Below are 24,529 nucleotides of genomic sequence, written 5' to 3' on the forward strand. Positions count from 1 at the left end.
TTACTTTTGTCGCGACTGACAAAAGTGACTCGCCCGGGTGGGCGAAACAAGAATCTCCAGCAGACCTCGATAAGCAGCCAAGACACCCAAAGCAATCGCGGCCATGGGCCGCTCCTACAGGCCCAATCCAACCCTGTAGCAGCAACCGCATCGACGGACCGTCACAGCCGCGATCGTCCCACTGGCTCCTACGCCAATCATCCCCCGCCAACCCCTTAAGCCCCCTCTAAGCCAAGTCCCGTATACCGGCAGGATTCCACCAAGAGTCCCTGCCGTGCGCCCCTCTTCGCCCCCTGCCTCCTCCAGAGCCGCAAAGCTGGAGCGAGCCCTGCTGCTCGGCTGCCTGGCCGCCTACCTGCTCGCCGGTCTGTTCGGCCGTGGTCTGTGGAAGGCCGACGAGCCCTACTCCTTCGGCATGCTGTGGAATTTCCTCACCACCCCGGACTGGCTGATTCCCCGGGTCGGGACCGCGCCCTTCATGGAAAAGCCGCCGCTTATGTACTGGACCGGCGCCCTCGCCGCGCGGCTGTCCGCGCCCTGGCTGAGCGTCCCCGACGGCGCGCGGCTGGCGGTGCTGGGCTGGACGCTGGTGACCCTGGCCGCGCTCGCCTGGCTGACCCAGCGGCTGCTGCCAGGTCGCCGGCGCGAGGCCTTGCTCGCGCTGCTGGGCATGCTCGGGGTGGTGCAGCACAGTCATCTGCTGATCGCCGACGTGCCCCAGCTGGCCGGCGCCACCCTGGGCCTCGCCGGGCTGGCCGCGCACCTGCACGACAACCGCCACCCCTGGCGCCAGGGCCTGCTGTTCGGCAGCGGCCTGGGTATCGCCTTCATGAGCAAGGGTCTGCTGGTGCCCGGGGTGCTGGGCCTCACCGGGCTGCTCTGCGCGCTCTGCTGGCCGCGGCGGCTGGTCGAGCCGGAAGGGCGTCACTGGCTGCTCGCCGCCAGTCTGGCCGCCCTGCCCTGGTTGCTGCTCTGGCCGGCGCTGCTCTGGCACCGGGCGCCGGAGCTGTTCCATACCTGGCTGTGGACCAACAACATCGGCCGCTTCTTCGGCCTGGAGGCGCGCAACAGCGATACCGATGGTCTGGCTTCCAGCCTGGAGGATCTGCTGGCGCTGTCCTTCCCCACCGGGCTGATCCTGCTCGGCGCTACCCTCTGGCAGCTGTATCGCCGTGGCGGCAGCCCGCTGAAGCGGCTGGGTCGGCATCCGGGACTGGCCACGGTGGTGCTCTATGCGCTCGTCTGCCTGGCGGTGCTGCTCAAGTCGGCGGTGTTTCGCAGCCTCTATCTGCTGCCGCTGTTTCCGGCCCTGGCGCTGCTGGCGGCAAGGTTGCAGCCACCGCCGGTCATCGCTCGCCTCGGCCGTGATACCAGCCTGGCACTCTGGACGCCGCTCATCGTCCTGCTGGCCCTGGGCGGTATCGGCCTGGCCCTGGGTTGGGCCCTGCCCTGGCCGCAGCTGATCCGCGAGCACTTGCCGATCACGGAACGCCTGGCGCCGAGTCCCCTGGCCTGGGCGGTCGCGCTGCTGGCCCTGGTAGGCTGGGGCGTCACCCTGGCGCTGCGTGTACAGCTGGCAGCCGCCAGCGTCTGGTTCGTCGGCCTGACGGTCAGCTGGACCCTGGCCAACAGCCTCTGGCTACCCTGGGTCGACCTGGGCAACAGCTATGCGCGGCCCTTCACCGCGCTGCAGCGGGTGCTCCCCGCCACGGATTGCGTGGCCAGCTACGGCCTGGGCGAGTCGGAGCGCTCCATGCTGCACGTCTACAGCGGCTATCCCCCACAGGAGCTGAGCGGTCTGCACCAGGTGCCCTGCCGGGTACTGGTAGTGCAGGACGAGTGGCACGAAGCCGTGACGGTACCGCCAGGCTGGCAGTTGCTCTGGCAGGGCGCCCGCCCCGGCAATCTCAAGGAGCGCTTCCGCGCCTTCACGGTGTTGCCGAGGGTGCCCTGAGGCGTTGGGCTTCGCTGCGCTCAACACCAACCTACAAGAACTCATTCCCCCGGTAGGTTGGTTGAGACGGCTCCACCGTCGAAGCCCAACGGGCCGTACTCAAAGGTCGCCGCCATTACCCCAGGCCGCGAGCAGATCCTGGGATTCCATCACCAGCCCCAGGTGCAGGGAGACCATGCTCAGCGCCGCCCGCTCCAGGCCTTCATCGGTTCCCCGCACTAGGTCGCGCAGGACGATGACCCGGTAGGTGCGGTTGCTGGCGTCGAAGGCGGTGTTGAGCACGCAGCAGTCGGTGAAGCCGCCATCCAGCACCAGGGTGGTGATGCGCTGGTTGCGCAGCAGGAAGTCCAAATCGGTGGGATAGAAGGCCGACAGCCGCCGCTTGTTTTCCACCCGCAGATCCTCGGGCAGGACCTCGGTGAACAGCTCGGTCCAGGGCGAGCCTTCCAGGGCATGGGCGTCGGCATTGGGAATCGGCCCGACGTGCAGCGGAAAGGTCCGCCGCCAGGCCGCAGGAATACCGCCCAGGTCGTCGGCACCATTGGCACGCAGTACCGACTTCACATGGACGATACGCACGCCCAGGGCGCGGGCCTGGCGGTGGAAGGCGTCCACCGGTGCCACCAGATCGCGGGCGCGGGGCGCCGGGCAGGGGCACTCCGGCGAGGCGTCCAGGTGGCCGCGGTGCAGGTCGATGGACAGCACCGCCGTGGTGCTCGGGTCCAGGTAATCGGCGAAGTCCGCCCGCGCCAGCAGGCGGGGCTCCTCGTAGACGAAAGCACGCAGGTTCATCGACGCTCCTCGCGGACATAGGCTTCGCCCAGGGCGCCGGGCTGACTCAGGCGGTCACGCCCGGCCAGGGCGACCCAGATCATCACGCCCAGGGTGACGGCATAGGGCGCCATCAGGATGAAGTATTGCGACAGCCGCACCCCGGCGGCGGCCAGTTGCGGAATCAGCGCCTCGATGCAGCCGAACAGCAGCGCCCCGGCCAGGGCGCGCCAGGGCGACCAGCGGGCGAAGATCACCAGGGCCACGGCGATCCAGCCACGACCACCGGTCATCTCGGCGATCCACAGCTTGGTGCTGAGCACGGCGATGTAGCCCCCGGCCAGACCGACCAGCGCCGCGCCGGCGAGGATCGCCAGCAGCCGGTAGCCAGCCACCGAGAGTCCTGCCGCATCGGCCGCCTGGGGATTCTCGCCCACCGCCCGCAGGCGCAGCCCGGGGGTGGTGCGTTCAAGCCAGGCGATCACCGCGAAGAAGATCAGCGGGGTCAGATAGACCAGCAGGTTCTGCTGGAACAGCCGTCCCACCAGCGGTAGGTCCGACAGCGGCCAGAGTGCCAGCGCCGGCAGCCCGGACACCGGCTGGTTGGTCCAGCCCCAGAGGGTGCCGAGCAGGCCGGTGAGGCCCTGGCAGAAGAACACCAGGGTCAGGCCGGCAATCACCTGGTTGATGCGCAGCCAGATCACCATGACGGCGAACAGCAGCGACACCAGCGCCGCGGCGCCCATGGCCGCCAGCAGCGCCAGGCCGGCATTGCCCAAGGCCAGTTGCGCGCCGATGCCGAACAGCGCGCCGACCAGCATCAGGCCCTCGGCATGCAGGGCCAGCACCCCGGATCTTTCCGTGAGGATCAGCCCCAGCGCCGCCAGGGCGTAGGGTATGGCGAAGTCGGGGACGTTACCCAGCCAGCTGGCGAGCAGGTTCAAGCGGCACCTCCCTGGCTGCGTCTGAGCCGATGGCGGATGAAGAAATCCGAGGACGCCACGCAGATGACGATCAGCGCCTGGATCAGCTGCACCATGGCGAAGGGGATCTGGTAGAACACCTGCAGATTGCGCCCGGCGACGAACAGGGTCGCCACCAGGAAGGCCACCACGGCGGCGGCCAGCGGATTGTTGCGCGCCAGGAAGGCGATGAGGATCCCGGAGAAGCCGTAGCCCTGGTAGAAGGACTGGGTCAGCCGCCCCTCCTGCCCGGCCGCCACCACGAAACCGGCCAGCCCGGCCAGGGCGCCGGAAGCCAGCACCGTGGCAAGGATGGTGGCGCGCACCGGCACGCCGACGGCGCCGGCCACCCGCGGATTGGCGTCGACGAATCTCAGGTACAGCCCGGCGCGACTCAGGGCGACGAACCACCAGGCCAGCACCGCCACCAGCAGCGCCAGGGGCACCGCCAGGCTCAGCCCGGGTAGCAACTCCGGCAGCCGCTCGAAGGAGCGGAACAGCGGCGAATAGGGAAAGGCGTCGCGCGGGTCCTTCCAGGGGCCGAATACCAGGTGCAGCAGGAAGTTGGCGGCGATGTAGTTGAGCATCAGCGAGGCGATGATCTCGTTCACCCCCAGGCGCAGCTTGAGCAGCAGGGGCGCCAGTGCCCAGAGCAGGCCGCCGAGCAGCGCCGCCACCAGCATCAGCGGCAGGCGCAGGGCTTCCGGGCCGATCTCGAACAGTGACACTGCCGTGGCGCCGAGGGCCCCCCAGATCATCTGGCCTTCCAGCCCCAGATTCCAGAAGCGCGCGCGAAAGGCCAGGCAGCCGGCCAGACCGACCAGGATCACCGGCGCGGCCTGGAACAGGGTGGCCTGCAGGCTCTGGGCATCGAACAGGGTGGCGACCACGAATTCGTTGAGCAACTCGCCAGCGGGCACCCCCGCCAAGACCAGGATGGCGGCCGACAGGCCCAGGCCCAAGAGCAGCGCAAGACCGAGGATCAGCGCCTGCCAGGGCCAGGCCAGCTGCTGGCGGATCTCCAGGGTGTAGCGGCGGCTGAACAGCGGTTGCCGTGGTCGCGGGCTAGCGACCTCGGCCAGGGGAGCACTCAGGGGTTCAAGCATGATTCACCATGGCATGGCCGATCGCCTGGCGATCGGCGGGTCGCTGGAATTCGGCGACGAGGCGTCCGGCGCTCATCACCCCGATGCGGTCGGCGAGGGCCAGTACCTCGTCCAGGTCTTCGCTGATCAGCAACACCGCGGCGCCGGCCTCGCGGGCGGCCAGCAGCCGTGCCTGCACCTCGGCACCGGCGCGCACGTCGAGGCCACGACTGGGACTGTGGGCCAGCACCAGCTGCGGTTCGCGGCCGAATTCCCGGGCGATCACCAGCTTCTGGGCGTTGCCGCCGGACAGCAGCGCCGCCTTCTGCCGCACCGAGCGCACGCCCTGGACATCGAATTGCGTGACCGCCGCCTGGGTCGCGGCTTCCTGGGCGCGTCTATCCAGGCGGGCGAAGCCACCGAAGCGACCGCTGTGCACCGCGCCGATGGCGAAGTTGTCGGCCACCGACAGGGACCCGGCCAGGGCGCTGCCATAGCGGTCGGCGGGAATGGCGGCGATGCGCAGGTCGCGGCGTCGGGCGCTGGCGGCCGCGGCCAGATCGCCGAAGCCCTCCAGCCGCACCTCGCCTTCGTAGGGCTGCGGCAGGCCCATCAGCACGTCGGCCAGCTCGCCCTGCCCGTTGCCACCAACCCCGGCGATGCCATAGATCTCGCCAGCGCGCAGCTCCAGGTCGATACCGTCCAGCGCGCGCCGTCCGCCGCGTTCCGGGGTGCGCAGGCCACGCACCGTCAGCAGCGGTACCCCGGCGGCGCCTCGCGGAGTGTCGGCGAGTGGCTGGGCATCGCCCACGGTGAGGCGCACCAGTTCGTCCACCGACACCTCGGCGGGGTCCAGGCTGCGCAGGGTGCGGCCGCCGCGCATCACCGTGAGGCGGTCGGCGTAGCTCAGGGCGTCCTGCATGCGATGGGTCACCAGCACCACCGCTGCACCCTCCGCCGCCAGGGCGCGCAGGGTCTGCAACAGCCGCTCGCCTTCGCCGTCGGTGAGCACCGCGGTGGGTTCGTCGAGGATGAGGATGCGCGCCCCGGCCAGCAGCACCTTAAGGATCTCCACCCGCTGCTGTTCGGCGATGGACAGCTCCGCCACGCGCTGCTCCGGGCGAATGGCGAAGTCCAGGGCGGCGGCCTGCTGGCGGATGCGTTCGCTGATCTCGGCCAGACGCCGGCGATGGCTACCCTGCCCCGCCGGCAGGCCGAGCAACACGTTCTCCGCCACGCTGAAGGGTCGCACCAGCTTGAAGTGCTGGTGGACCATGCCGATGCGCAGCCGGGCGGCGTCCGCCGGACCGCGCAGCCGCACCAGGTTGTCGTCCACCAGGAGCTCGCCGGTCTCCGGCGCATAGAGGCCGGCGGCGATGTTCATCAGCGTCGACTTGCCCGCGCCGTTCTCGCCGAGCAGCGCATGCACCTCGCCCCAGCGCACCAGGAAGTCCGCCTGCTGCAGCGCCTGGAAGCCATCGAAGGTCTTGCCGACGCCACGCAGTTGCAGGGCGTTGTGTCTTTTCATGCTGGTCGGCCTTTGTCCAAGGATCGCCTCCGTGGAAAACGCTGCGCGGTTTTCCACCCTACCCAGGGGGTGAACCGCTACTTCTGCGTCGTCACGCCCTGGACGAACCAGTCCATCTGCCACAGCGCCGGGTCGGACAGCACTTGGCCGGCGGCGACCCGCTCCTTGCCGTCGCGATCGCTCAGAGGACCGGCATAGATCTGCTTGCCCTTGAGCAGAGCTTCGCGCTCGGCGAGGATCTTTTCCTGGGCCGCCTTGGGCACGGCGTCGCCGAAGCCGGCGATGTCGGTGCCGCCGTCGGCCATGGACACCAGGGCACCGTTGGGTGCGGGTTTCCAGTGGCCGGCGATGACGCGCTTGAGCTCCGGCACCAGGAAGCGATCCCAGACCCACACCGAGGAGCAGAGGGTGGCCTCGGGCGCGAACTGGCGCATGTCGCGGTGGTGGCCGGTGCCATAAACGCCACGCTCCTGGGCGACGATCTGCGGCGTGGGGGTATCCACGTGCTGGCCGATGACGTCGGCGCCCTGGTCGATCAGCGCCGCGGCGGCGGCGCGCTCCTTGACCGGATCGTTCCAGCTGCCGGTGTAGATCACCGTGAGGGTGGCATTGGGATTCATCTGCCGGGCGCCCAGCTCGTAGGCGTTGATGGTCCAGTTCACCACGCCGAAGGGATTGGCGGCGACGAAGCCCAGCTTGCCGGTCTTGGACGCCGCGCCCGCGGCCATGCCACAGAGGTACTGGCTTTCGTAGGTGCGGCCATAGAAGGATTCCAGGTTGCGCCCGTTGGTGGTGCCCGAGGCGTTGAGGAAGGCCACCTCGGGATACTGCTCGGCCAGTTGCTTGAAGGTGTCGGAATAGCCGAAGGCGGTGCCGATGACGATGTTGGCGCCGCGCTTGATGAAGCGCTCGGCGGCCGGGCGGATGGCCGAGGCGGTCTCCGGCACGTTTTCCACGAACTGGATCTTCATACCCAGTTCCTTCTCGATCTTCACCCGCGCCTCGTCCATGGCCTGGGTCCAGCCGCCGTCGTTCTTGGCGGTGAAATACAGCATGGCGATCTTCGGCTCGCCCTTGAGGGTGAAGCCCTCGTCGTCCGCCCGCGCCCCGGTACCCAGCCCTACCAACGCCAGCACGCACGCCACTCTTCCCAGCCATCTGCTCAGCATCGTCTCGTCCTTAGTCTTGTCTACAGCATGTGGTTGATGCGGAACACGTTGCCTTCCGGGTCCAGCAATACGGCCTGGTACCAGTGGTAGTAGGTTTCGTAGGGCGCCTTCAGCAGGCGGGCACCAGCGGCTTCGGCCACCGGCACCAGCCGGTCCACCTCGGCGCGGCTGTCCACCTCCAGGTTGAGCAGGAAGCGGCAGCCCTCACTACCGGCGAATTCGCCCAGCCCCAAGAGCTCATAGGCCTCCGGCGCATTGAAGCCGATGGCGGTCTTGCCGGTGTCCAGGCCGCGAAAGATCGGCGAGCGGATCGCCTCGATCTCGGGAAAATCGAACACCCGCTGGTAGAAGCCACTCAGGGCCACCACGTCCTGGGCGAAGACGTTGACGTAGGAAAGACTCGGCATCAGGCCACCCGCACGCCGGTCTGGGTCCCGCCGAAGGTGGTCTGCTTGACGAACTTGGATCTCAGGTGGTCGCCCGAGGTGATGGGCGCATGGCGCGGCGGCGTGCCGGGCGTGGCGCAACCGGGCAGGCATTGGATGAGGGTGTCGTAGTTGGGCTGGTGGAAGAACACCAGGGACTGGCGGCGGGTGTCGCAACCGGCATCCGCCGGTGGATTCACCACCCGGTGCAGGGTCGAGACCCAGCGGTCGTTGGTCCACTGCATCATCAGGTCGCCGATGTTGACCACGAAGCCGCCCGGCACCTTGGGCACGTCCACCCACTCGCCGTCGGCATTGCGCACCTGCAGGCCACCGGGCGCGTCGTCGGGGCGGACGATGGTCAGGCTGCCGTAGTCGGTATGAGCCCCGGCGCGCAGCTGGCCGGGCAGCGCCGCCTCCTGCTGGTGGGGATAGCAGAGGGTGCGGAACATGCTGATGTGGCGATCGATGCGGCTGTCGAAATAGGTTTCCGGCAACGCCAGCCCCAGGGCGAAGAGGCGCATCAGGGTGCGTGCCAGGTCGCTCATGGCGGCGAAATACTCGGCATAGGCCTCGCGGAAACCGGGGATGGCTGTCGGCCAGACGTTGGGCGCGAAGTGCGGCCCGGCTTCCGGACCGCGGTAGTAGGCCGTCTCCGGGACGTCCAGCGGACCTATGGAAAAGGACTCCTTGAGATCCCCTGGCGCCGCCTCCTCCAGGCTGTAGGACAGACTCTCCTCGGCCACCGCGCTGTAGCCGCGCACCTGATCCGGGCGCGGCCGATCGGCCTTGCGCTTCTCCGCCAGCGGCAGCTCGAAGAAGGCCCGCGAGAGACGCGAGACGCGCTCGACCAGTTCCTCGGGCACCTGATGGTGGGTGATGACCAGAAAGCCGATATCGCGGCAGGCCTGGTCGACGGCCTTGGCCACCGCCTGCTTGCCGGCGGCCGAGCCGGCGAAATAGGGAGCCAGATCGATGATGGGAACACTGGACAGCGGCATGACGGACCTCACGGGTTGGACGAAAGGAGACAGCGCGACGCACGTTCACCGGGCAGGACGGCAGCAGGGAAATTGCAACCGTTGTGCCATCTTTGGACCATTTGGTAAAAACTTGAAAAGCCAATGAAAACAGCAGGTTGAGGAAGAGATTCAGAATCTGCTGACGGCGCGCTGCACCTTGAGCGATCAGCGTGCACCGGGGTGGCGCCCATGGGGGGGGCGGCGCCGAGCGGGAAGGCGTTGGCGAGAGGGAACGGCTTGGCGACGTTGGGCTTCGGCACTGTAGCCGCCTCGACTCAACCCGCGGCTAGCCTCCGAGTAGGTTGAGTTGAGCGCAGCGAAGCCCAACGAATCCGGACCATCACACCGGATACTGCAGCTTCCCGCTGTTGGGCTGCGGCGATGGAGCCGCCACACCAGCCAACCAACCCCCTCTCCCCGCGGGAGAGGCTTGGAGTGAGGTCACTCTGCACGGACGCCACAAACGACAACGCCCGTGCCGGCATTGCCGGACACGGGCGTTGTGGGAACCTGTTGCCAGGCTTAGTGCTGGTGACCGCCTTCGCCATGGATGTGGCCGTGGGCGATCTCTTCGTCGCTGGCCGCACGCACGTTGACCACCTTGACGTCGAAATTCAGACGCTGACCGGCCAGGGGATGGTTGCCGTCGACGGTAACCTGGTCGCCGTCGATGTCACGCACGGTGACGATCTGCATGGCGCCATCCGGGCCGGAGGCGTGGAACTGCATGCCCACTTCCAGCTCGTCCACGCCTTCGAACATTTCCTTGCCCAGGGTGGCAACCAGTTCGGGGGTGTATTCGCCGTAGGCGTCTTCCGGCTCGATGGCCACCTTCAGCTCGTCACCCGCCTGCTTGCCGGACAGGGCGCGCTCGAGGCCGGGAATGATGTTGCCCGCGCCTTGCAGGTATACCAGCGGAGCACCACCAGCGGAGCTGTCGATGACTTCGCCGGCGTCGTTGGTCAGGGTGTAGTCGATGGATACTGCCGTGTTCGCCGCGATCTGCATGGCCAGAACCTTCATGCTGGGAAAAAATAGGATGACGCATCAGTCTACGCGTCCAACCTAGCAATTGCGAATGCGTTCGGTCAGTCCCCTGGCGCCCGGAGGCATCTGGAGGGCGCCCCTGCAACGGTACTCGACCGCTCGTCACGCAATCGCCATGGCCGCTTCACGGCGCTGTCATCCCGGCTACCTAGGGTTTGCTGCATACCCACTGCCGGAGCCCTGCCATGCCGATTCCAGTGTCCGCACCGCCCGCGCTGCGCGCCGAACGCCTGTCGACCGCCGCGGATATCCTCGCTGCCCAGCGCCTGCGAGCTGCGGTCTTCGGCAGCACCTACGGCGTGCATTTCGCCGACAACCTCGACCAGGACGCCTACGATGCCCACTGCCTGCACCTGGGGGTGTGCGACCTGCGCAGCGGCGAGCTGATCGCCACCACGCGGCTGCTCGACGGGCGCCGCCGCGAGCGCCTGGGCAGTCTCTACAGCGAAAGCGAATTCCAGCTGGAAGGCCTGGATGGCCTGCAGGGTCCGCTGCTGGAAATCGGCCGCACCTGCGTGGCACCCGGGCATCGCACCGGCGCCGCCATCGCCCTGCTGTGGGCGGAACTCGCCGAGATCATGGCCTGCGGCGACTATCGCTATCTCATGGGCTGTGCCAGCGTGCCCATGGCCGACGGCGGTCTGCAAGCCGCCGCCCTGCTGCGCCAGGCCGCGCGGGACGAGCGTATCCCGGCGATCCGCGCCACGCCGCGGCGCCCGCTGCCCTTCGTCGCCGTGCCCGACAACCTGGTGGTGCAGCTGCCGCCGCTGCTCAAGGCCTATCTGCGCCTGGGCGCCCAGGTCTGCGGCGCGCCTTGCTGGGATCCGGAGTTCGGCGTGGCCGACGTCTTCATCCTGCTCAAGCGCGAAGACCTCTGCCCGCGCTATGCCCGCCATTTCAAGGCCGCGGTATGAGGCGACCGCGCCTCGCCGTGCGGCTGCTGCCGGTCCTGGCCGCACTGCTGCTCGGAGCGCTGTTCGCCCTGATGGTGGCGCTGGCGGTAGCGCTCAGTCACCGGCCCTGCCTGGGGTTGCGGCAACGGCTGACGCGACGTTTCTTCCAGCTGCTGGCCCGGACCCTGCGCCTGCGCCTGGAGGTCCGCGGCGAGGTACCGCGCGGCACCCACCTCTGGCTGGCCAATCATGTGTCCTGGCTGGATATCGTAGCCCTCGGCAGCTTGCGGCCGCTGGGCTTCCTGTCCAAGGCGGAGGTGGCGGAGTGGCCCTTCGCCGGCTGGCTGACGCGCCAGGCCGGCACCCTGTTCATCCGCCGTGGCGCCGAACGCGGTGACGCCCTGGGCGAGGCGCTGACCACGCGCCTGACCCAGGGCCTGTCACTGGCGCTCTTTCCCGAGGGCACCACCACCGACGGCAGTGTGCTGCGCACCTTTCATGGCCGGCTGCTGAGTCCGGCCATCGCCACCGGTACCCCGCTGCAACCCGTGGCCCTGAGCTACTGGCGCCACGGCGAGCCTGACCGGGCCGCGGCCTTCATCGGCGACGACGACCTGGTGAGCCACCTGCTGCGCCTGCTGGACAACGGCGGCACCACCCTGAGGATCGAGTTGCTGCCAGCCATCCTGCCCCAGGACCGGCCGCGCCAGGTGCTGGCAGGTGAATGCCAGGCGGCCATCGCCGCCCGCCTCGGGATTCAACTGGAAACGCGCGCCGCGCGCTCGGCGGCGGCAAAAGCCTGCAGCTGCGGATAGAAGTCGCGAAAGTCTGCCAGCAGGCCATCGTAGGCGGCCTTCAGCTCGACGAAGGCACCGGCCAGCAGCTCCGGACGCGACAGCCGCCGCGCCATGCCCTCCACCACTCGCTCCAGCACGGCGAAGTCGCGATAGCTGCCCAGCCAGTCCTGGCGTGCCATCAGGGGGGCGATAGAGGCCAGCCGTGGCGGCAGTTCCGGCTCCTCCAGCAGGGTCTGGTAGCAGTCCGCGACGAAACCCGGCAGCGGCTGCTCGGCATAGTCGTGCCAGAGGCGCGCCAGGCAGTGATCGAAGAAGACATCCACCAGCAGTCCGGCCACCCGCCGCCGCGCTGCGGGCAACCGGGCCTTGGCCCGGATCACCAGGGGGTGGTCGTCGGTATAAACGTCGATGCGCCGGTGCAACCGGATACCGGCGGCGATTCCAGCGGGCCAGGCGTCCGCCGAGCCCTTGACGAAATCGCCATAGAGGCTGCCGAGGCGATCTTCACGGCTGGGGCCGCCCAGGTGCAGGTGCGCGAGATAATTCATCCCTTCAGCATACTCCAGCCGCGAGCGGGCGGTTTTCCTGGACGACCCGCGGCTGCTAGGCTCGGACCTCCCTTCCCTTTTCCGCTGGAGTCGTCATGCCCGTTCGCGCCGTGTTCCTCGACTATGCCTCTCTCGACCTCGGCGATCTGGACCCGGCGCCCTTGCGCAGGGTGTTCGACGAGCTGGAACTCCACCCGGCGAGCGCCCCGGACGAGGTCGCGGCGCGCCTGGCCGGCGCCCAGGTCGCCATCGTCAACAAGGTGGTGCTGGACGCCGCCATCCTGGCCGCCTGCCCGGACTTGAAGCTGGTACTGGTCAGCGCCACCGGCACCAACAACATCGACCTGGAAGCCGCGCGCGCCCAGGGCGTGCGCGTCTGCAACTGCCAGGGCTATGGCACCGCCTCGGTCGCCCAGCACACCCTGGCGCTGCTGCTGGCCCTGGCGACCCGCTTGCCGGACTACCAGACAGACGTCCGTGCCGGTCGCTGGCAGACCGCCAGCCAGTTCTGCCTGCTCGACCACCCCATCGTCGAGCTGGAAGGCAAGACCCTCGGCCTGCTCGGCCTCGGCGAGCTGGGCAGCGCGGTGAAGCGCCTGGCCGAAGCCTTCGGCATGCAGACCCTGGTAGGCCAGTTGCCCGGTCGCCCGGCGCGTCCCGGCAGCCTGCCGCTGGCCGAGCTGCTGCCCCAGGTGGATGCCCTGACGATGCACTGCCCGCTGACCGAGCAGACCCGCGGCCTGATCGGTGCGGCGGAACTGGCGGCGATGAAATCCACGGCCTTCCTGGTCAACACCGCACGCGGCGGCATCGTCGACGAACAGGCCCTGGCCGATTGCCTGAGGCGCGGCCACCTGGCCGGCGCCGCCACCGATGTGCTCAGCGTGGAGCCCCCGCGTGACGGCAATCCGCTGCTGGCCGGCGACATTCCGCGACTGATCGTCACCCCGCACAACGCCTGGGGTAGTCGCGAGGCGCGTCAACGGATCATCGGCCAGCTCGCCGCCAATGCCGAGGGCCATTTCGCCGGCACGCCGCACCGGGTGGTCTGCTAAAGTTCGCGCTTTTTTCGCCAGGTAGCCCCATGGATCCGCGCAGCGAAGTCCTCCTCCGTCACCCCGAGCGCTTTGGCGACGCCTTGCTGCTCGCCGGCTTGCCGGCCGATGACCTGCTCGGCACCCTGCCCGCGGCCAGCGGCTGGAGCTGGCATGCGGGCGAGGCCGAACAGTTGGTCCGGCGCTATCCGGGTCGCGTCAGCCTGGGGATCGAACCGCCGGCGGGCGACTTCGCCAGTGCCGTGCTGTTTCTGCCCAAGTCCCGCGAGGCCACCGACTTCCTGCTCACCGCCCTGACTCGCTGCCTGCCGGCCGAAGGCAGTCTCTTTCTGGTCGGCGAAAAGAAGGCCGGTATCGAACGCGCCGCGCGCCAGCTGGGTGCCTTCGGTCAGGCCAGCAAGCTCGACAGTGCCCGCCATTGCCAGCTGTGGTTGGTGCAGGGACCGCGCACCTCGGCCGATCCGCAGCCGGACGCCTGGCTGCAACGTCACCTGTTGGAGCGGGCGGGGGTGAAGCTGGAGATACTCAGCCTGCCGGGCGTGTTCAGCCATGGCCGGCTGGATGTGGGCACGGCGCTGCTGCTGGAGCAACTGGATGGCCTGCCCGAAGGTGCGGTGCTCGACTTCGGTTGCGGCGCCGGCGTGGTCGGCGCCGCCCTGGCGCGCCGCTATCCCGCCAGCACCCTGCATCTGCTCGACGTGGACGCCTTCGCCGTGGCCAGCAGCCGCCGGACCTTGGCGGCCAACGGTCTGAGCGGAACGGTGATCAGTGGTGATGGCATCGCCGCGGCGCCCACCGGCCTCGCCGCCATCGTCAGCAATCCGCCCTTCCACAGCGGCGTGAAGACCGACTACCGCACCACCGAGACCCTGCTGGCCGAGGCGGTGCGTCATCTAAAGCCCGGCGGCGAATTGCGCCTGGTGGCCAACAGCTTCCTGCGCTATCCGCCACTGATCGAGGCGGCCTTCGGCAACTGCCGTACCCTGGCCGAACGCGACGGCTTCAAGGTCTACAGCGCCCGGCGACGGTAGCGACACCGAGCCCTGTTGGGCTTCGCTGCGCTCAGCCCAACCTACGGCTATACCTCGGCGCCAGAGCCGGCCCTTCCCCCTGGGAGAGGGTGGGGTGAGGAAAACCTCCTCTGCCAACCCAAAACCTCAGCCCTTCTTCGCCGCCTCGTACAGCGGCATCACCTTGGGAATCGCCGCCTGCAGGGCCTTGGTGCGGTTGGCGTCGGACGGGTGGGTACTGAGGAATTCCGCCGGCTGCTTGCCCTGGCTGGCCTGGGCCATCTTCTGCCAGAGGGTGATGGCGGCATTGGGGTTGTAGCCGGCGCGCGCCGAGAGCTCCAGGCCGATCAGGTCGGCCTCGTTCTCGTTGCCGCGGCTGAACGGCAGGGTCAGGGCCACCTGGGACACCTGGTCGGCCAGCTGCATGCCGCCCTGGCCAACGCCCAGCAGGGCGCCACCGAGGTTCTCGCCCATCTGGATGGCATAGGCCCGCGACATCTGCTCGCGGCTGTGCTCGCGCAGGGCGTGGGCGATCTCGTGGCCCATCACCGCCGCCAGTTCGTCATCGGTCAGCTTGAGCTGATCGATCAGCCCGCTGTAGACGAAGATCTTGCCGCCCGGGCCGCAGTTGGCGTTGAGTTCGTCGCTCTGCACCAGGTTGACCTGCCAGTCCCAGTTCACCGCGTCCGGGCGGAAGGCCGCGGTCTGCGGGATCAGGCGCTTGGCAATGGCGGCGACGCGCTTGCCGTCGGCGCTGTCATTGGCCAGCTTGCCGGCGGACTTGGCCTCGCTGACCGTCTTGGCATAGGACTGGGCGTACATCTGGTTGACCTGCTGCTCGGACAGCATGCTGAACATGTACTGCTTGCGCTGCACCCCGACCGCACCACCCGAGGTGGTGTTGACGGTCTGGCAGGCGACCAGCAGCAGGCTCAGGGACAGGCCTGCGAGGGGAAGGATACGGCGCATGGGAATCTCCAGGTATCGAGGCGGATACATGGTAGGTGCAGCTCGGCGAGGCGGCAACGAGGAAAGCGGCGGTCCTCGCTACAGCGGTGTCAGACACTCCGGCCCGTCCACCTCGGGTCGGTTGACGATGTCGGCCAGCACCCGCTCGCGCAGCGGCATGCCGCCCGCGGCCAGCAGCGCCTGCAGGGCTTTGGGCGTGCTGTCCGGATCCTGCCAGAGGGCACGCCCCGCTTCATCGAGCAGGATGGGCCGCCGCAACGGGCCGGCGGCCTGGGTGACCATGGCCACCGACAGCCAGAGCTGATCCCCGGCCGGATAGGCTTCCCAGAGCGCGGCGAACCAGGCCAGGGGTTCGCCGTTGAGCATCCAATAGGGGCGCTTGCGGTGGTTGCCGCGCCATTCATAGAAGCCGTTGGCCGGCAGCAGGCAACGCCGCAGGCGAAAGGGCTCGCGAAACATCGGCTGGGTGGCCAGGCTTTCGGCGCGGGCATGGGTGGGGGTGCGGGAGAGATCGGTGAGCCAGGGTGGGGTCAGTCCCCAGCGGCCACTGTCGACCCGCTCGCCATCCGCGGTCCGCCGCTGCAGTAGCACCTGCTGATGAGGGGAGATGTTCCAGCGCGGCGGATGCTTTTCGGGGAATCCCGGCAAGCCAGCGAATTCGGCGGGCCAGCGGAACAGGGCGTAGCGTCCGGACATGAAAACCTTTTTAGCAGACGAGGATGCCCTGTTCGGGGGAGGGATCCTCTCCCGGCAAAGGCGTGGCGGCATTGTACGCGGCGATCAGCGCCTGCGCGCGCTGGGCCTCCTCGTCGTCGACCAACAGGCCGAGCAATCCTGCCGCTGGCAGGTCACCGATGCCACCGAGCAGGTGGCGACCGGCGAGGAAGCCACTGATGCCCTCGCTGGCGAGAACCGCCAGGAGCAGTTCGCCCTCGTGCAGCGACCCCGGCTCATAGATGCGGCGCATCAGTCATCCTCCCGCCGAACCTCGAGATTCCAGTCCTCGCCATCGGTGTGCAGGCCGAAGCGGATCGGTCGGCAGCAGACTTCGCAGTCTTCGTAATAGTCCTGATCACCGCCGCTGAGGTCGAGCACCACCTCGCCCGGTTCGCCGCAATAAGGGCAATCGTATTCCTGGCTTTCCAGCATCTGCCTGCACTCCTTGATCGCCAACCTGCCGCCCATCCGGCCCCTGGCGCTTGCATCTGGCGCCACGCCCACTACTATGGCCGCCGGAATTTCTACAAGAGAACACCATGGGCGAGTTCGAAGCCATTCGACCCTATAACGACGCGGAAGTCCCCGGGGTTCTGGCCCGCCTGATCGACGACGACCACTTCATCGGCATCCTCGCCGGCTACCGGTTCCCGCGCCTGTCCAAGGGACTCGGCTGGGTAGTGCGCCCCCTGCTGCGCACCCGCCTGCGCCAGGAACTGAGTGGTATCCAGAGCGTCGCGGCACTGCAGGACAAGCTCGAACCCTATGTGGATCGCGCCATCGAGAAGGCCTCGGACGGCGTTACCTACTCCGGCATCGACCAGCTGCGCAGCGGCCGCGCCTATCTGTTCCTGGCCAACCACCGCGACATCGTGATGGACCCGGCCTTCGTCAACTATGCCGTCTACCACGCCGGTCTGCCAACGCCGCGCATCGCCATCGGTGACAACCTGCTGCAGAAGCCCTTCGTCAGCGACCTGATGCGGCTGAACAAGAGCTTCATCGTGCACCGCTCCATCAGCGGCCGGCGCGAAAAGCTGGCGGCGTACCAGAATCTGTCCGCCTACATCAATCACTCGATCCGCCAGGACGGCCAGTCCATCTGGATCGCCCAGGCCGAGGGCCGGGCCAAGGACGGCGACGACCGCACCGATTCGGCCATCCTCAAGATGTTCCACATGAGCTGCAAGGACGAGCCCTTCGCCGAGCTGGTCAAGGCGCTGAACATCGTACCGGTGTCCATCAGCTACGAATTCGATCCCTGCGACCAGGCCAAGGCCCGCGAACTGCATACCCGCGCCACCACCGGCAGCTACGCCAAGGCGCCGGGCGAGGACGACGTCAGCATCGCCCGGGGCATCACCGGCTACAAGGGCCGGGTGCACGTGGCCTTTGGCGAGCCGGTCACGGGTGAGTTCGAGGATGCCAAGGCGCTGGCCCAGGAAATGGACCGGCAGATTCTCGGCAACTACCGGCTGTTCCCGGCCAGTTACCTGGCCTATGCCGCCTGGGAGGGCCGCGATCCGGACCTGGCCGTGCCCGCGGTGGACAGCCTGTTTCCCGCCGAGGAAATCGCGGTCGCCCGCAGCGAATGGGAAAGGCGACTGGCCGAGTGTCCGGCGCAGTACCGAGAGCAACTGGTGCGCCAGTACGCCCAGCCGGTGCTGAACAAGTACCGCGTCCTGGCCGGTCTGGAATAGCCCAGGCGCGCTCATGAAAAAGCCCGGCACGAGCCGGGCTTTTTTGTGGACGGTCGCGGCTCAGTGGCCGCTGAGCACCTGCACCACGGTCGGATCCTTGAACACCCGGGTCAGGGCATCGCTCAGCACATCGCTGACCAGCTTGGTGTTGGCCTCGGCGTTGGGCGCCATGCCGAAGCGCTGGTTGAGACTGGCGCCATAGCGACCCTTGTAGCCGCGCTGGCTGTTGCGCACCTCGACCTGGAAGGCCGCGGCGACGTCAGACGCGGTGACGTACAGCTCCTTGGGCGACTGATAGTTCAGTTCGGCCAGGGTCAGGGTCAGCTGGGGCGCACCGGGACCGGCATTGGGCGACGGGGTGAAGCCCATCTGACGTACGGCCTTCTCGGCTTCGGCCTGCAGCTTGGGAATCACATCCTGAGTCTGCACCACCACCACGCTGGTGTCGGGATAGAGACCGCCGCGGGTGCCGAGGGTGAAGGAGGAACGGCCGTCGACTACCCGGACCGAGACCGGCTGGCCCTGGCCGACCGGCGCGATGGGCGCGGTGATCTGGGGTTGCGGACTCAATTGCTGAGGGCTGCTGGCGCAGCCGGCCAGGGTCAGACCAGTGGCGGCGAGCAGGCCGAGCAACAGGCGATAGCGCATGCAGAGACTCCGAAGAAAGGGACAGGGGGCAGTATACCCAGCCCCCCAGCGGCGTCGATAGACCGGCCTTCCGGACAGGGAAACGCCGGCACGGGGCCGGCGTCGTTCAGATCAGGCGTTACGGCTTGGCCGCCAGCGGCGGCCGGGTCTGGCTGCGTTCCAGCCAGCCGCCACCGAGCGCCTTGTACAGGGTGACCTCGCTGTTGAGCTGGTTGAGCCGATCGGTGATCAGCTGCTGCTGGGCGCTGTACAGCGAGCGCTGGGCGTCGAGTACCGTGAGGTAGTTGTCGATGCCCTGGCGATAGCGCAGGTTGGCCAGGTCGTAGTACTCCTGGCTGGCCTGCACCAGGTCCTGCTGGGCCTGCAGCTGGTCGTCGTAGGTGCCCTTCGCCGCCAGGGCATCGGCCACCTCGCGGAAGGCGGTCTGGATCGACTTCTCGTAGGTGGCGACGTTGATGTCCTTCTGGATCTTGGCCGCATCCAGGCTGGCCTTGAGGCTGCCGGCCGTGAAGATCGGGATGTTGATGCTCGGCGAGAAGGTCCAGTAGCCGGAACCGGCGTCGAACAGGCCGTTCAGGTCCCGGCTCGCCGTGCCGCCCTGGGCGGTCAGGCTGATGCGCGGGAAGAAGGCGGCCCGGGCGGCGCCGATGTTGGCGTTGGCGGCGCGCAGCTGCAACTCGGACTGGAGGATGTCCGGACGCTTCTGCAGGAGATCCGACGGCAGATTGGCCGGCAGGTCGGCGAGCAGATCGGTACCGTCCAACCCCTTGCTCTGCGGCAGCTCCACCGGGATCGAGGTACCCAGCAGCAGGGCCAGGGCATTGCGATCCTGGGCCACCTGGCGGGTGTACTGCGCCAGATTCGCCCGCGCCCCTTCCAGGGCGGTGCGCGACTGGCGCAGGTCCAGGCCGCTGGCCACGCCGTTCTCCACGGTCTGGCGGGTCAGGTCGTAGGAGCGCTGATAGGCCGCCAGGGTCTCGCGGGTCAGTTGCAGCATGCGCTGGTCGGTGAGCCAGGCGTAGTAGGCGTTGGCCACTTCCGAGACCAGCGAGATCTGGGTGCTGCGGCGTCCTTCGCTGGTGGCGAAGTAGTTGAGCAGCGCCTGCTCGCTGAGGCTGCGCAGGCGACCGAACAGGTCCAGCTCATAGGAGGTGAACCCCAGGGTCACGCTGTACTGGCTGCTGATGCTGCCACCACCGCCGCCACTCGCGCCATTGGCGCTGTTGCCGGCGAGCAGTTCGCGAATGGCGGAGACCTGGCTCAGGTCCTCCGGCTGGCGGGTACGGGTCCCGGTGCCGCTGACCGCGATGTCGGGAAACAGCTCGGCGCGCTGCACGCGGTATTGCGCCTGGTAGAGGCGCACGTTCAGCGCGGCCTGGCGCAGGTCGCGGTTGTTGTCCAGCGACAGCTGGATCAGCTGCTGCAGGGCCGGGTCGCGATAGAAATCGCGCCAGCCGATGTCGGCCGCCTGCCGGTCGCGATTGACCGTCAGGGCATCGTAGGCCTGGCCATGGGGCCAGGCGTTCTCCACCGGCGCATTGGGTCGCTGGTAATCGGGGATCAGGCTGCAGCCGGACACGGCCAGCATGCCCACGACCACCGCCAAGACAGACTTCTTCATATCAGTGTCCTTCCTTGCCATGGGCTTCCTGGTCCTTGGTGGCCTTGTCCTTGAACAGGCTGCTGACCACCACGTAGAACATGGGAATCCAGAAGATCGCCAGGATCGTGGCGGTGAGCATGCCGCCGATCACGCCGGTACCCACGGCGTGCTGACTGCCGGAGCTGGCGCCCGAGGAGATCGCCAGGGGCACCACGCCCAGGATGAAGGCCATGGAGGTCATGATGATGGGGCGCAGGCGCATGCGCGAGGCTTCCACCGCCGCATCGACGATGTTCTTGCCGCCCTCGTGCAGCTCCTTGGCGAATTCCACGATCAGGATGGCGTTCTTCGCCGCCAGGCCGATGGTCGTCAACAGACCGACCTGGAAGAAGACGTCGTTGGCCAGGCCACGGAAGTAGGTGGCCAGCAGGGCCCCCACCACCCCCAGCGGCACCACCAGGATGACCGCGATCGGGATCGACCAGCTCTCGTACAGCGCCGCCAGGCAGAGGAACACCACCAGCAGCGACAGCGCATAGAGCGCCGGCGCCTGGGAGCCCGACAGGCGCTCCTCGTAGGACAGACCGGTCCAGGCGATACCCACGCCCTGCGGCAGGTCCTTGGCCATGCGTTCGATCTCGGCCATGGCGTCACCGGTGCTGTAGCCGGGCGCCGCGGAACCGAGGATCTCCAGCGAGGAGATGCCGTTGTAGCGCTCCAGCTTGGGCGAGCCGTAGATCCACTCGCCGCGGGCGAAGGCAGACACCGGCACCATCTCGCCGGCGCTGTTGCGCACGTACCACTTGTTGAAGTCCTCGGGATTCATCCGCGCGCTGGCTTCGCCCTGCAGGTACACCTTCTTCACCCGACCGCGGTCGATGAAGTCGTTGACGTAGCTGGACGCCCAGCCGATGGACAGCGTCTGGTTCACGTCGCTCTGCGACAGGCCCAGGGCGCGCACCTTCTCGTCGTCGACGATGAGCTTGAATTGCGGCTCGTCGTTGAGGCCGTTGGGACGGGTCTGCACCAGCTTGGAATTCTGCGCGGCCATGCCGAGCAGCTGGTTGCGCGCGGCCATGAGCGCCTCGTGACCGATGCCGCCCTGGTCCTGCAGGTAGAAGTCGAAGCCGGTGGCGTTACCCAGCTCCAGCACCGCCGGCGGGACGATGGCATAGACGATGGCGTCCTTGATGCCCGACAGGTAGCCCATGGCCCGACCGGCCACGGCGCTGGCGCCATCTTTGGCGTCCGGGCGCTGTTCCCAGGGCTTGAGCTGGATGAACGCCAGACCCGAGCTCTGACCACGACCGGCGAAGTTGAAGCCGTTGACCGTGAACATCGAGCTGACCGCGCTCGAATCGTTCTTCATCATCATCTCTCGCATGGTGTCGAGCACCTTCTGCGTCCGCTCGGCACTGGAGCCCGGCGGCGTGGTGACCTGGGCGAAGATCACGCCCTGGTCCTCTTCCGGCAGGAAGGACGACTGGATGCGGGTGAAGAGGAACACCATGACGCCGACGATCAGCAGGTACAGCAGCAGGAAGGGCACCTTGTGCCGGATCACCGCGGCCACGCTGCGCTCGTAGCGGTGCTGACCGCTCTCGAACTTGCGGTTGAACCAGCCGAAGAAACCGCGCTTCTCGTGGTGCCCCTGCTTGACCGGCTTGAGCAGGGTGGCGCACAGCGCCGGGGTCAGGATCAGCGCCACCAGCACCGAGAGCACCATCGAGGAGACGATGGTGATGGAGAACTGGCGATAGATCACCCCGGTAGAGCCGCCGAAGAAGGCCATGGGCACGAACACCGCCGACAGCACCAGGGCGATACCGACCAGGGCGCCCTGGATCTGGCCCATGGACTTGCGCGTCGCCTCCTTGGGCGAGAGCCCCTCCTCGGCCATCACCCGCTCGACGTTTTCCACCACCACGATGGCATCGTCCACCAGCAGGCCGATGGCGAGCACCATGCCGAACATGGTCAGGATGTTGATGGTGAAACCGGCGGCCAGCAGCACCGCGAAGGTGCCCAGGAGCACCACGGGGACGGCGATGGTGGGGATCAGGGTGGCCCGGAAGTTCTGCAGGAACAGGAACATCACCAGGAACACCAGCAGGATCGCCTCGCCCAGGGTCTTGACCACCTCATGGATCGAGGCGGTCACCACCGGGGTGGTGTCATAGGGATAGACCACTTCCATGCCCGGCGGCATGAACGGCTTGAGGCGCTCGATGGTGGCGCGGACCGCCTTGGCGGTGTCCAGGGCATTGGCCCCGGTGGCCAGACGCAGCGCCATGCCGGAGGCCGGCTTGCCGTCGAACTGGGCATCGATGGAGTAGTTCTCGCCACCCAGCTCGACCCGCGCCACGTCACGCAGGCGCACCTGGGCACCGCTCTGGTCGACCTTGAGGAAGATCTTGCCGAACTCCTCGACGCTGGTCAGGCGGGTCTTGCCGATGATGGTGGCGTTGAGCTGCTGCCCCGGCACCGCCGGCAGGCCGCCGAGCTGACCGGAGGCGATCTGCACGTTCTGGCTCTGGATGGCGCTGCTGACGTCGACCGGCGTGAGCTGGTACTTCACCAGCTTCTGCGGATCCAGCCAGATGCGCATGGCGTACTGGGCACCGAATACCTGGAAGTCGCCCACACCGCTGGTCCGCGCGATGGGATCGCGCATGTTGGAGACGATGTAGTTGGACAGGTCTTCCTTGGTCAGGGAGCCGTCCATGGAGACCAGGCCCACCACCATCATGAAGTTGCGCTGGTACTTGGCGACGCGCATGCCCTGCTGCTGGACTTCCTGCGGCAGGAGCGGCGTCGCCAGCTGCAGCTTGTTCTGCACCTGGACCTGGGCGATGTCGGAATTGGTGCCTTGGTTGAAGGTCACGATGATGGTCATGCTGCCGTCGGAGTTGGACTCCGAGGAGATGTACCTGAGGTTGTCGATCCCGTTCATCTGCTGCTCGATGACCTGAACCACGGTGTCCTGCACCGTCTGCGCCGAGGCGCCCGGGTAGCTCACCTGGATCGAGACCGCCGGAGCGGCGATGTTCGGGTACTGGTTAATCGGCAGCGTGAGGATCGACAGAATGCCGGCGAGCATGATCACCAGGGCGATTACCCAGGCGAAGATGGGCCGGTCGATGAAGAACTTGGACATCAGGCGCTCCCCTTACTGACCCTGACCCGCCGGCTTCTGCTCGGCGGAGGCGATGTTGCTCGCCGGCTTGGTGGTGACGGTGGCACCCGGCTTGATCTTCTGCAGACCTTCGGTGATGACCTTGTCACCCGCCTTGAGGCCGTCGGTGACCAGCCATTCGGCGCCGACGGTGCGCTCGGTCTTGAGGATCCGCTGCTCGACCTTGCCTTCGCCGTTGACCACCATGGCGGTGGGCTGGCCCTTGAGATCGCGGGTCACACCCTGCTGCGGCACCAGCAGGGCATTCTGGCGCACGCCGGACTGCAGCTCGGCACGCACGAACATGCCGGGCAGCAGCAGCTTGTCGGGGTTGGGGAATTCGGCGCGGATGGTCACCGAGCCGGTGCCCTGGTCTACCGAAACCTCGGCGAACTTGAGCTTGCCGGGACGGCTGTAGGCAGTGCCGTCTTCCAGCATCAGCTTGACCTGGGCGGCGTTCTCGCCCTGCACCTTCTGCAGCTGACCGCTGTCCAGCTCGCGGCGCAGGCGCAGCAGATCGGTGGCGGACTGGGTCACGTCGACATAGATGGGATCGAGCTGGGTGATGCTGGTCAGAGCGCTGGTCTGGTCGGCGGTGACCAGGGCGCCTTCGGTCATCATCGAGCGCCCGATGCGCCCGGAGATGGGCGCGGCGACCTTGGTGTAGGCCAGGTTGATCTCGGCGTTGCGCAGGGCGGCCCTGGCCGATTCCACCTGGGCTTCGTTCTGCCGCTGCATGGACAGCGCATCGTCGGCTTCCTGCTTGCTGATCGCCTGCTCCTTGACCAGGGCGCCATAGCGCTGGGCCTTGAGCCGGTTGGAGGCCAGGGTCGCCTGGGCCTGGGCCAGGGAGGCCTTGGCGGAATTGACGTTGGCCTCGTAGGTACGCGGATCGATCTGATAGAGCTGGGTACCGGCCTTCACGTCGGCGCCTTCGGTGAAATAGCGCTTGAGCAGGATGCCGCTCACCTGCGGCCGCACCTCGGCGATGCGGAAGGCGGACGTGCGCCCGGGCAATTCGTCGGTCAGGGTGACGGTGCGAGGCTGCATCGTCACCACCCCGACCTCCGGGGGCTTCTGCTGCTGTTGCTGCTGGTCCTTGTTGTCCTGCTTGCCGCAGGCACCCAGGGCCAGGGCCACGGCCAGCAGGGCGGGAGCGAAAAAGGCATGCGCCGGCTTGATCTGCATATCAAAAGTCCTTGAAAGCGGGGAAATGAGCATGCGCAGCGCGCCTTGTGGATCCGCACCGGCTCGAGCATAGGAATTATTATCAGACAAATATACTTACGTTCACGACTGTTTGTAAATAACCCAAGCGCCTTACTCGGGTATCTCGCCGGCTACTCCGACGTCTCGTGAAAATGGCTATGCCGACAGAAGTCAGGCCAGTGCGACCGACCTCGGTAGCAGACCATGAGGCGGGAGGCGAGTTCTGCCGGGGAATCCCGGTG

General features: G+C 67.6%; 23 protein-coding genes. 6 read left to right on the plus strand and 17 right to left on the minus strand.

Going from position 1 to position 24,529, the window contains the following annotated elements; translation table 11 throughout:
• Nucleotides 1-274 precede the first annotated feature (274 nt).
• The gene (locus tag PVZ72_RS00030) at nt 275-1,954 is read left to right on the plus strand and encodes an ArnT family glycosyltransferase (RefSeq protein WP_273860869.1); all 1,680 of its coding nucleotides are present in this window, start codon (nt 275-277) and stop codon (nt 1,952-1,954) included.
• A gap of 99 nt (nt 1,955-2,053) precedes the next feature.
• Here the strand turns inward: PVZ72_RS00030 and PVZ72_RS00035 are convergent, their stop codons facing one another.
• The 8 genes from PVZ72_RS00035 to PVZ72_RS00070 form a co-directional block, all read right to left on the minus strand.
• Nucleotides 2,054-2,746, minus strand: coding sequence for a cysteine hydrolase family protein (locus tag PVZ72_RS00035; RefSeq protein ID WP_273860870.1), 693 nt, complete (start codon nt 2,744-2,746; stop codon nt 2,054-2,056).
• Nucleotides 2,743-3,669 carry an ABC transporter permease gene (locus PVZ72_RS00040; protein ID WP_187980340.1) on the minus strand — a complete coding sequence of 309 codons (927 nt, stop codon included), beginning with the start codon at nt 3,667-3,669 and terminating at the stop codon, nt 2,743-2,745. Before PVZ72_RS00040 ends, PVZ72_RS00035 begins: the two co-directional genes overlap by 4 nt.
• Nucleotides 3,666-4,793, minus strand: a complete 1,128-nt coding sequence (locus PVZ72_RS00045) for an ABC transporter permease (protein ID WP_273860871.1) — start codon at nt 4,791-4,793, stop codon at nt 3,666-3,668. Before PVZ72_RS00045 ends, PVZ72_RS00040 begins: the two co-directional genes overlap by 4 nt.
• Entirely contained in the window at nt 4,786-6,300 is a 1,515-nt protein-coding gene (locus PVZ72_RS00050; RefSeq protein WP_273860872.1) for an ABC transporter ATP-binding protein, read from the minus strand. Before PVZ72_RS00050 ends, PVZ72_RS00045 begins: the two co-directional genes overlap by 8 nt.
• A 77-nt stretch (nt 6,301-6,377) precedes the next feature.
• The gene (locus PVZ72_RS00055) at nt 6,378-7,469 is read right to left on the minus strand and encodes a BMP family ABC transporter substrate-binding protein (RefSeq protein ID WP_443218228.1); all 1,092 of its coding nucleotides are present in this window, start codon (nt 7,467-7,469) and stop codon (nt 6,378-6,380) included.
• A gap of 20 nt (nt 7,470-7,489) precedes the next feature.
• Nucleotides 7,490-7,876, minus strand: coding sequence for a VOC family protein (locus tag PVZ72_RS00060; protein ID WP_187980344.1), 387 nt, complete (start codon nt 7,874-7,876; stop codon nt 7,490-7,492).
• Nucleotides 7,876-8,895 (minus strand): isopenicillin N synthase family dioxygenase, encoded by a 1,020-nt coding sequence (locus tag PVZ72_RS00065; RefSeq protein ID WP_187980345.1) that lies wholly within the window; start codon nt 8,893-8,895, stop codon nt 7,876-7,878. Before PVZ72_RS00065 ends, PVZ72_RS00060 begins: the two co-directional genes overlap by 1 nt.
• 543 nt (nt 8,896-9,438) lie before the next feature.
• Entirely contained in the window at nt 9,439-9,924 is a 486-nt protein-coding gene (locus tag PVZ72_RS00070; RefSeq protein ID WP_017639847.1) for an FKBP-type peptidyl-prolyl cis-trans isomerase, read from the minus strand.
• Nucleotides 9,925-10,148: 224 nt separating this feature from the next.
• On the opposite strand from PVZ72_RS00070, the gene PVZ72_RS00075 reads away from it, so the two are divergent.
• Both PVZ72_RS00075 and PVZ72_RS00080 read left to right on the plus strand, forming a co-directional pair.
• Nucleotides 10,149-10,877, plus strand: coding sequence for a GNAT family N-acetyltransferase (locus PVZ72_RS00075; protein ID WP_273860874.1), 729 nt, complete (start codon nt 10,149-10,151; stop codon nt 10,875-10,877).
• On the plus strand, nt 10,874-11,671 hold the full coding sequence (locus tag PVZ72_RS00080) for a lysophospholipid acyltransferase family protein (RefSeq protein WP_273860875.1): 798 nt from the start codon (nt 10,874-10,876) through the stop codon (nt 11,669-11,671). Before PVZ72_RS00075 ends, PVZ72_RS00080 begins: the two co-directional genes overlap by 4 nt.
• Here PVZ72_RS00080 and PVZ72_RS00085 read toward each other — a convergent pair.
• The gene (locus PVZ72_RS00085; RefSeq protein ID WP_273860876.1) at nt 11,614-12,201 is read right to left on the minus strand and encodes an acyl carrier protein phosphodiesterase; all 588 of its coding nucleotides are present in this window, start codon (nt 12,199-12,201) and stop codon (nt 11,614-11,616) included. The genes PVZ72_RS00080 and PVZ72_RS00085 overlap by 58 nt on opposite strands.
• 95 nt (nt 12,202-12,296) lie before the next feature.
• Between PVZ72_RS00085 and PVZ72_RS00090 the strand changes: the two genes are divergently transcribed.
• Together PVZ72_RS00090 and PVZ72_RS00095 are read left to right on the plus strand one after the other, a co-directional pair.
• Nucleotides 12,297-13,256, plus strand: a complete 960-nt coding sequence (locus PVZ72_RS00090; protein WP_273860877.1) for a 2-hydroxyacid dehydrogenase — start codon at nt 12,297-12,299, stop codon at nt 13,254-13,256.
• A gap of 29 nt (nt 13,257-13,285) precedes the next feature.
• On the plus strand, nt 13,286-14,287 hold the full coding sequence (locus tag PVZ72_RS00095; RefSeq protein ID WP_273860878.1) for a class I SAM-dependent methyltransferase: 1,002 nt from the start codon (nt 13,286-13,288) through the stop codon (nt 14,285-14,287).
• Between the two features lie 126 nt (nt 14,288-14,413).
• Here the strand turns inward: PVZ72_RS00095 and PVZ72_RS00100 are convergent, their stop codons facing one another.
• The 4 genes from PVZ72_RS00100 to PVZ72_RS00115 form a co-directional block, all read right to left on the minus strand.
• Nucleotides 14,414-15,235, minus strand: a complete 822-nt coding sequence (locus PVZ72_RS00100; protein ID WP_133861428.1) for a M48 family metallopeptidase — start codon at nt 15,233-15,235, stop codon at nt 14,414-14,416.
• A 78-nt stretch (nt 15,236-15,313) separates the two neighbouring features.
• Complete coding sequence (locus tag PVZ72_RS00105; RefSeq protein ID WP_273860879.1) at nt 15,314-15,931, minus strand: SOS response-associated peptidase; 618 nt, start codon at nt 15,929-15,931, stop codon at nt 15,314-15,316.
• A 10-nt stretch (nt 15,932-15,941) separates the two neighbouring features.
• Nucleotides 15,942-16,202 (minus strand): putative signal transducing protein, encoded by a 261-nt coding sequence (locus PVZ72_RS00110; protein WP_133861431.1) that lies wholly within the window; start codon nt 16,200-16,202, stop codon nt 15,942-15,944.
• Nucleotides 16,202-16,384 carry a CPXCG motif-containing cysteine-rich protein gene (locus PVZ72_RS00115; RefSeq protein WP_017639858.1) on the minus strand — a complete coding sequence of 61 codons (183 nt, stop codon included), beginning with the start codon at nt 16,382-16,384 and terminating at the stop codon, nt 16,202-16,204. Before PVZ72_RS00115 ends, PVZ72_RS00110 begins: the two co-directional genes overlap by 1 nt.
• 107 nt (nt 16,385-16,491) lie before the next feature.
• On the opposite strand from PVZ72_RS00115, the gene PVZ72_RS00120 reads away from it, so the two are divergent.
• Nucleotides 16,492-17,652 carry a 1-acyl-sn-glycerol-3-phosphate acyltransferase gene (locus PVZ72_RS00120; protein ID WP_187980353.1) on the plus strand — a complete coding sequence of 387 codons (1,161 nt, stop codon included), beginning with the start codon at nt 16,492-16,494 and terminating at the stop codon, nt 17,650-17,652.
• Between the two features lie 60 nt (nt 17,653-17,712).
• On the opposite strand, the gene PVZ72_RS00125 is transcribed toward PVZ72_RS00120, so the two are convergent.
• The 4 genes from PVZ72_RS00125 to PVZ72_RS00140 all read right to left on the minus strand — a co-directional run bounded on the left by PVZ72_RS00125 (nt 17,713) and on the right by PVZ72_RS00140 (nt 24,266).
• Nucleotides 17,713-18,300 carry a YajG family lipoprotein gene (locus PVZ72_RS00125; protein WP_133861433.1) on the minus strand — a complete coding sequence of 196 codons (588 nt, stop codon included), beginning with the start codon at nt 18,298-18,300 and terminating at the stop codon, nt 17,713-17,715.
• A gap of 118 nt (nt 18,301-18,418) precedes the next feature.
• Nucleotides 18,419-19,921, minus strand: coding sequence for an efflux transporter outer membrane subunit (locus PVZ72_RS00130; protein WP_273860880.1), 1,503 nt, complete (start codon nt 19,919-19,921; stop codon nt 18,419-18,421).
• Between the two features lies 1 nt (nt 19,922).
• Nucleotides 19,923-23,060, minus strand: a complete 3,138-nt coding sequence (locus PVZ72_RS00135) for an efflux RND transporter permease subunit (protein ID WP_133861435.1) — start codon at nt 23,058-23,060, stop codon at nt 19,923-19,925.
• A 12-nt stretch (nt 23,061-23,072) separates the two neighbouring features.
• Nucleotides 23,073-24,266, minus strand: coding sequence for an efflux RND transporter periplasmic adaptor subunit (locus PVZ72_RS00140; RefSeq protein WP_187980355.1), 1,194 nt, complete (start codon nt 24,264-24,266; stop codon nt 23,073-23,075).
• Nucleotides 24,267-24,529 lie beyond the last annotated feature (263 nt).

Source organism: Pseudomonas sp. LA5, from assembly GCF_028640825.1.
In the GTDB taxonomy this organism is placed as follows: Bacteria; Pseudomonadota; Gammaproteobacteria; order Pseudomonadales; family Pseudomonadaceae; genus Chryseomonas; species Chryseomonas aestiva.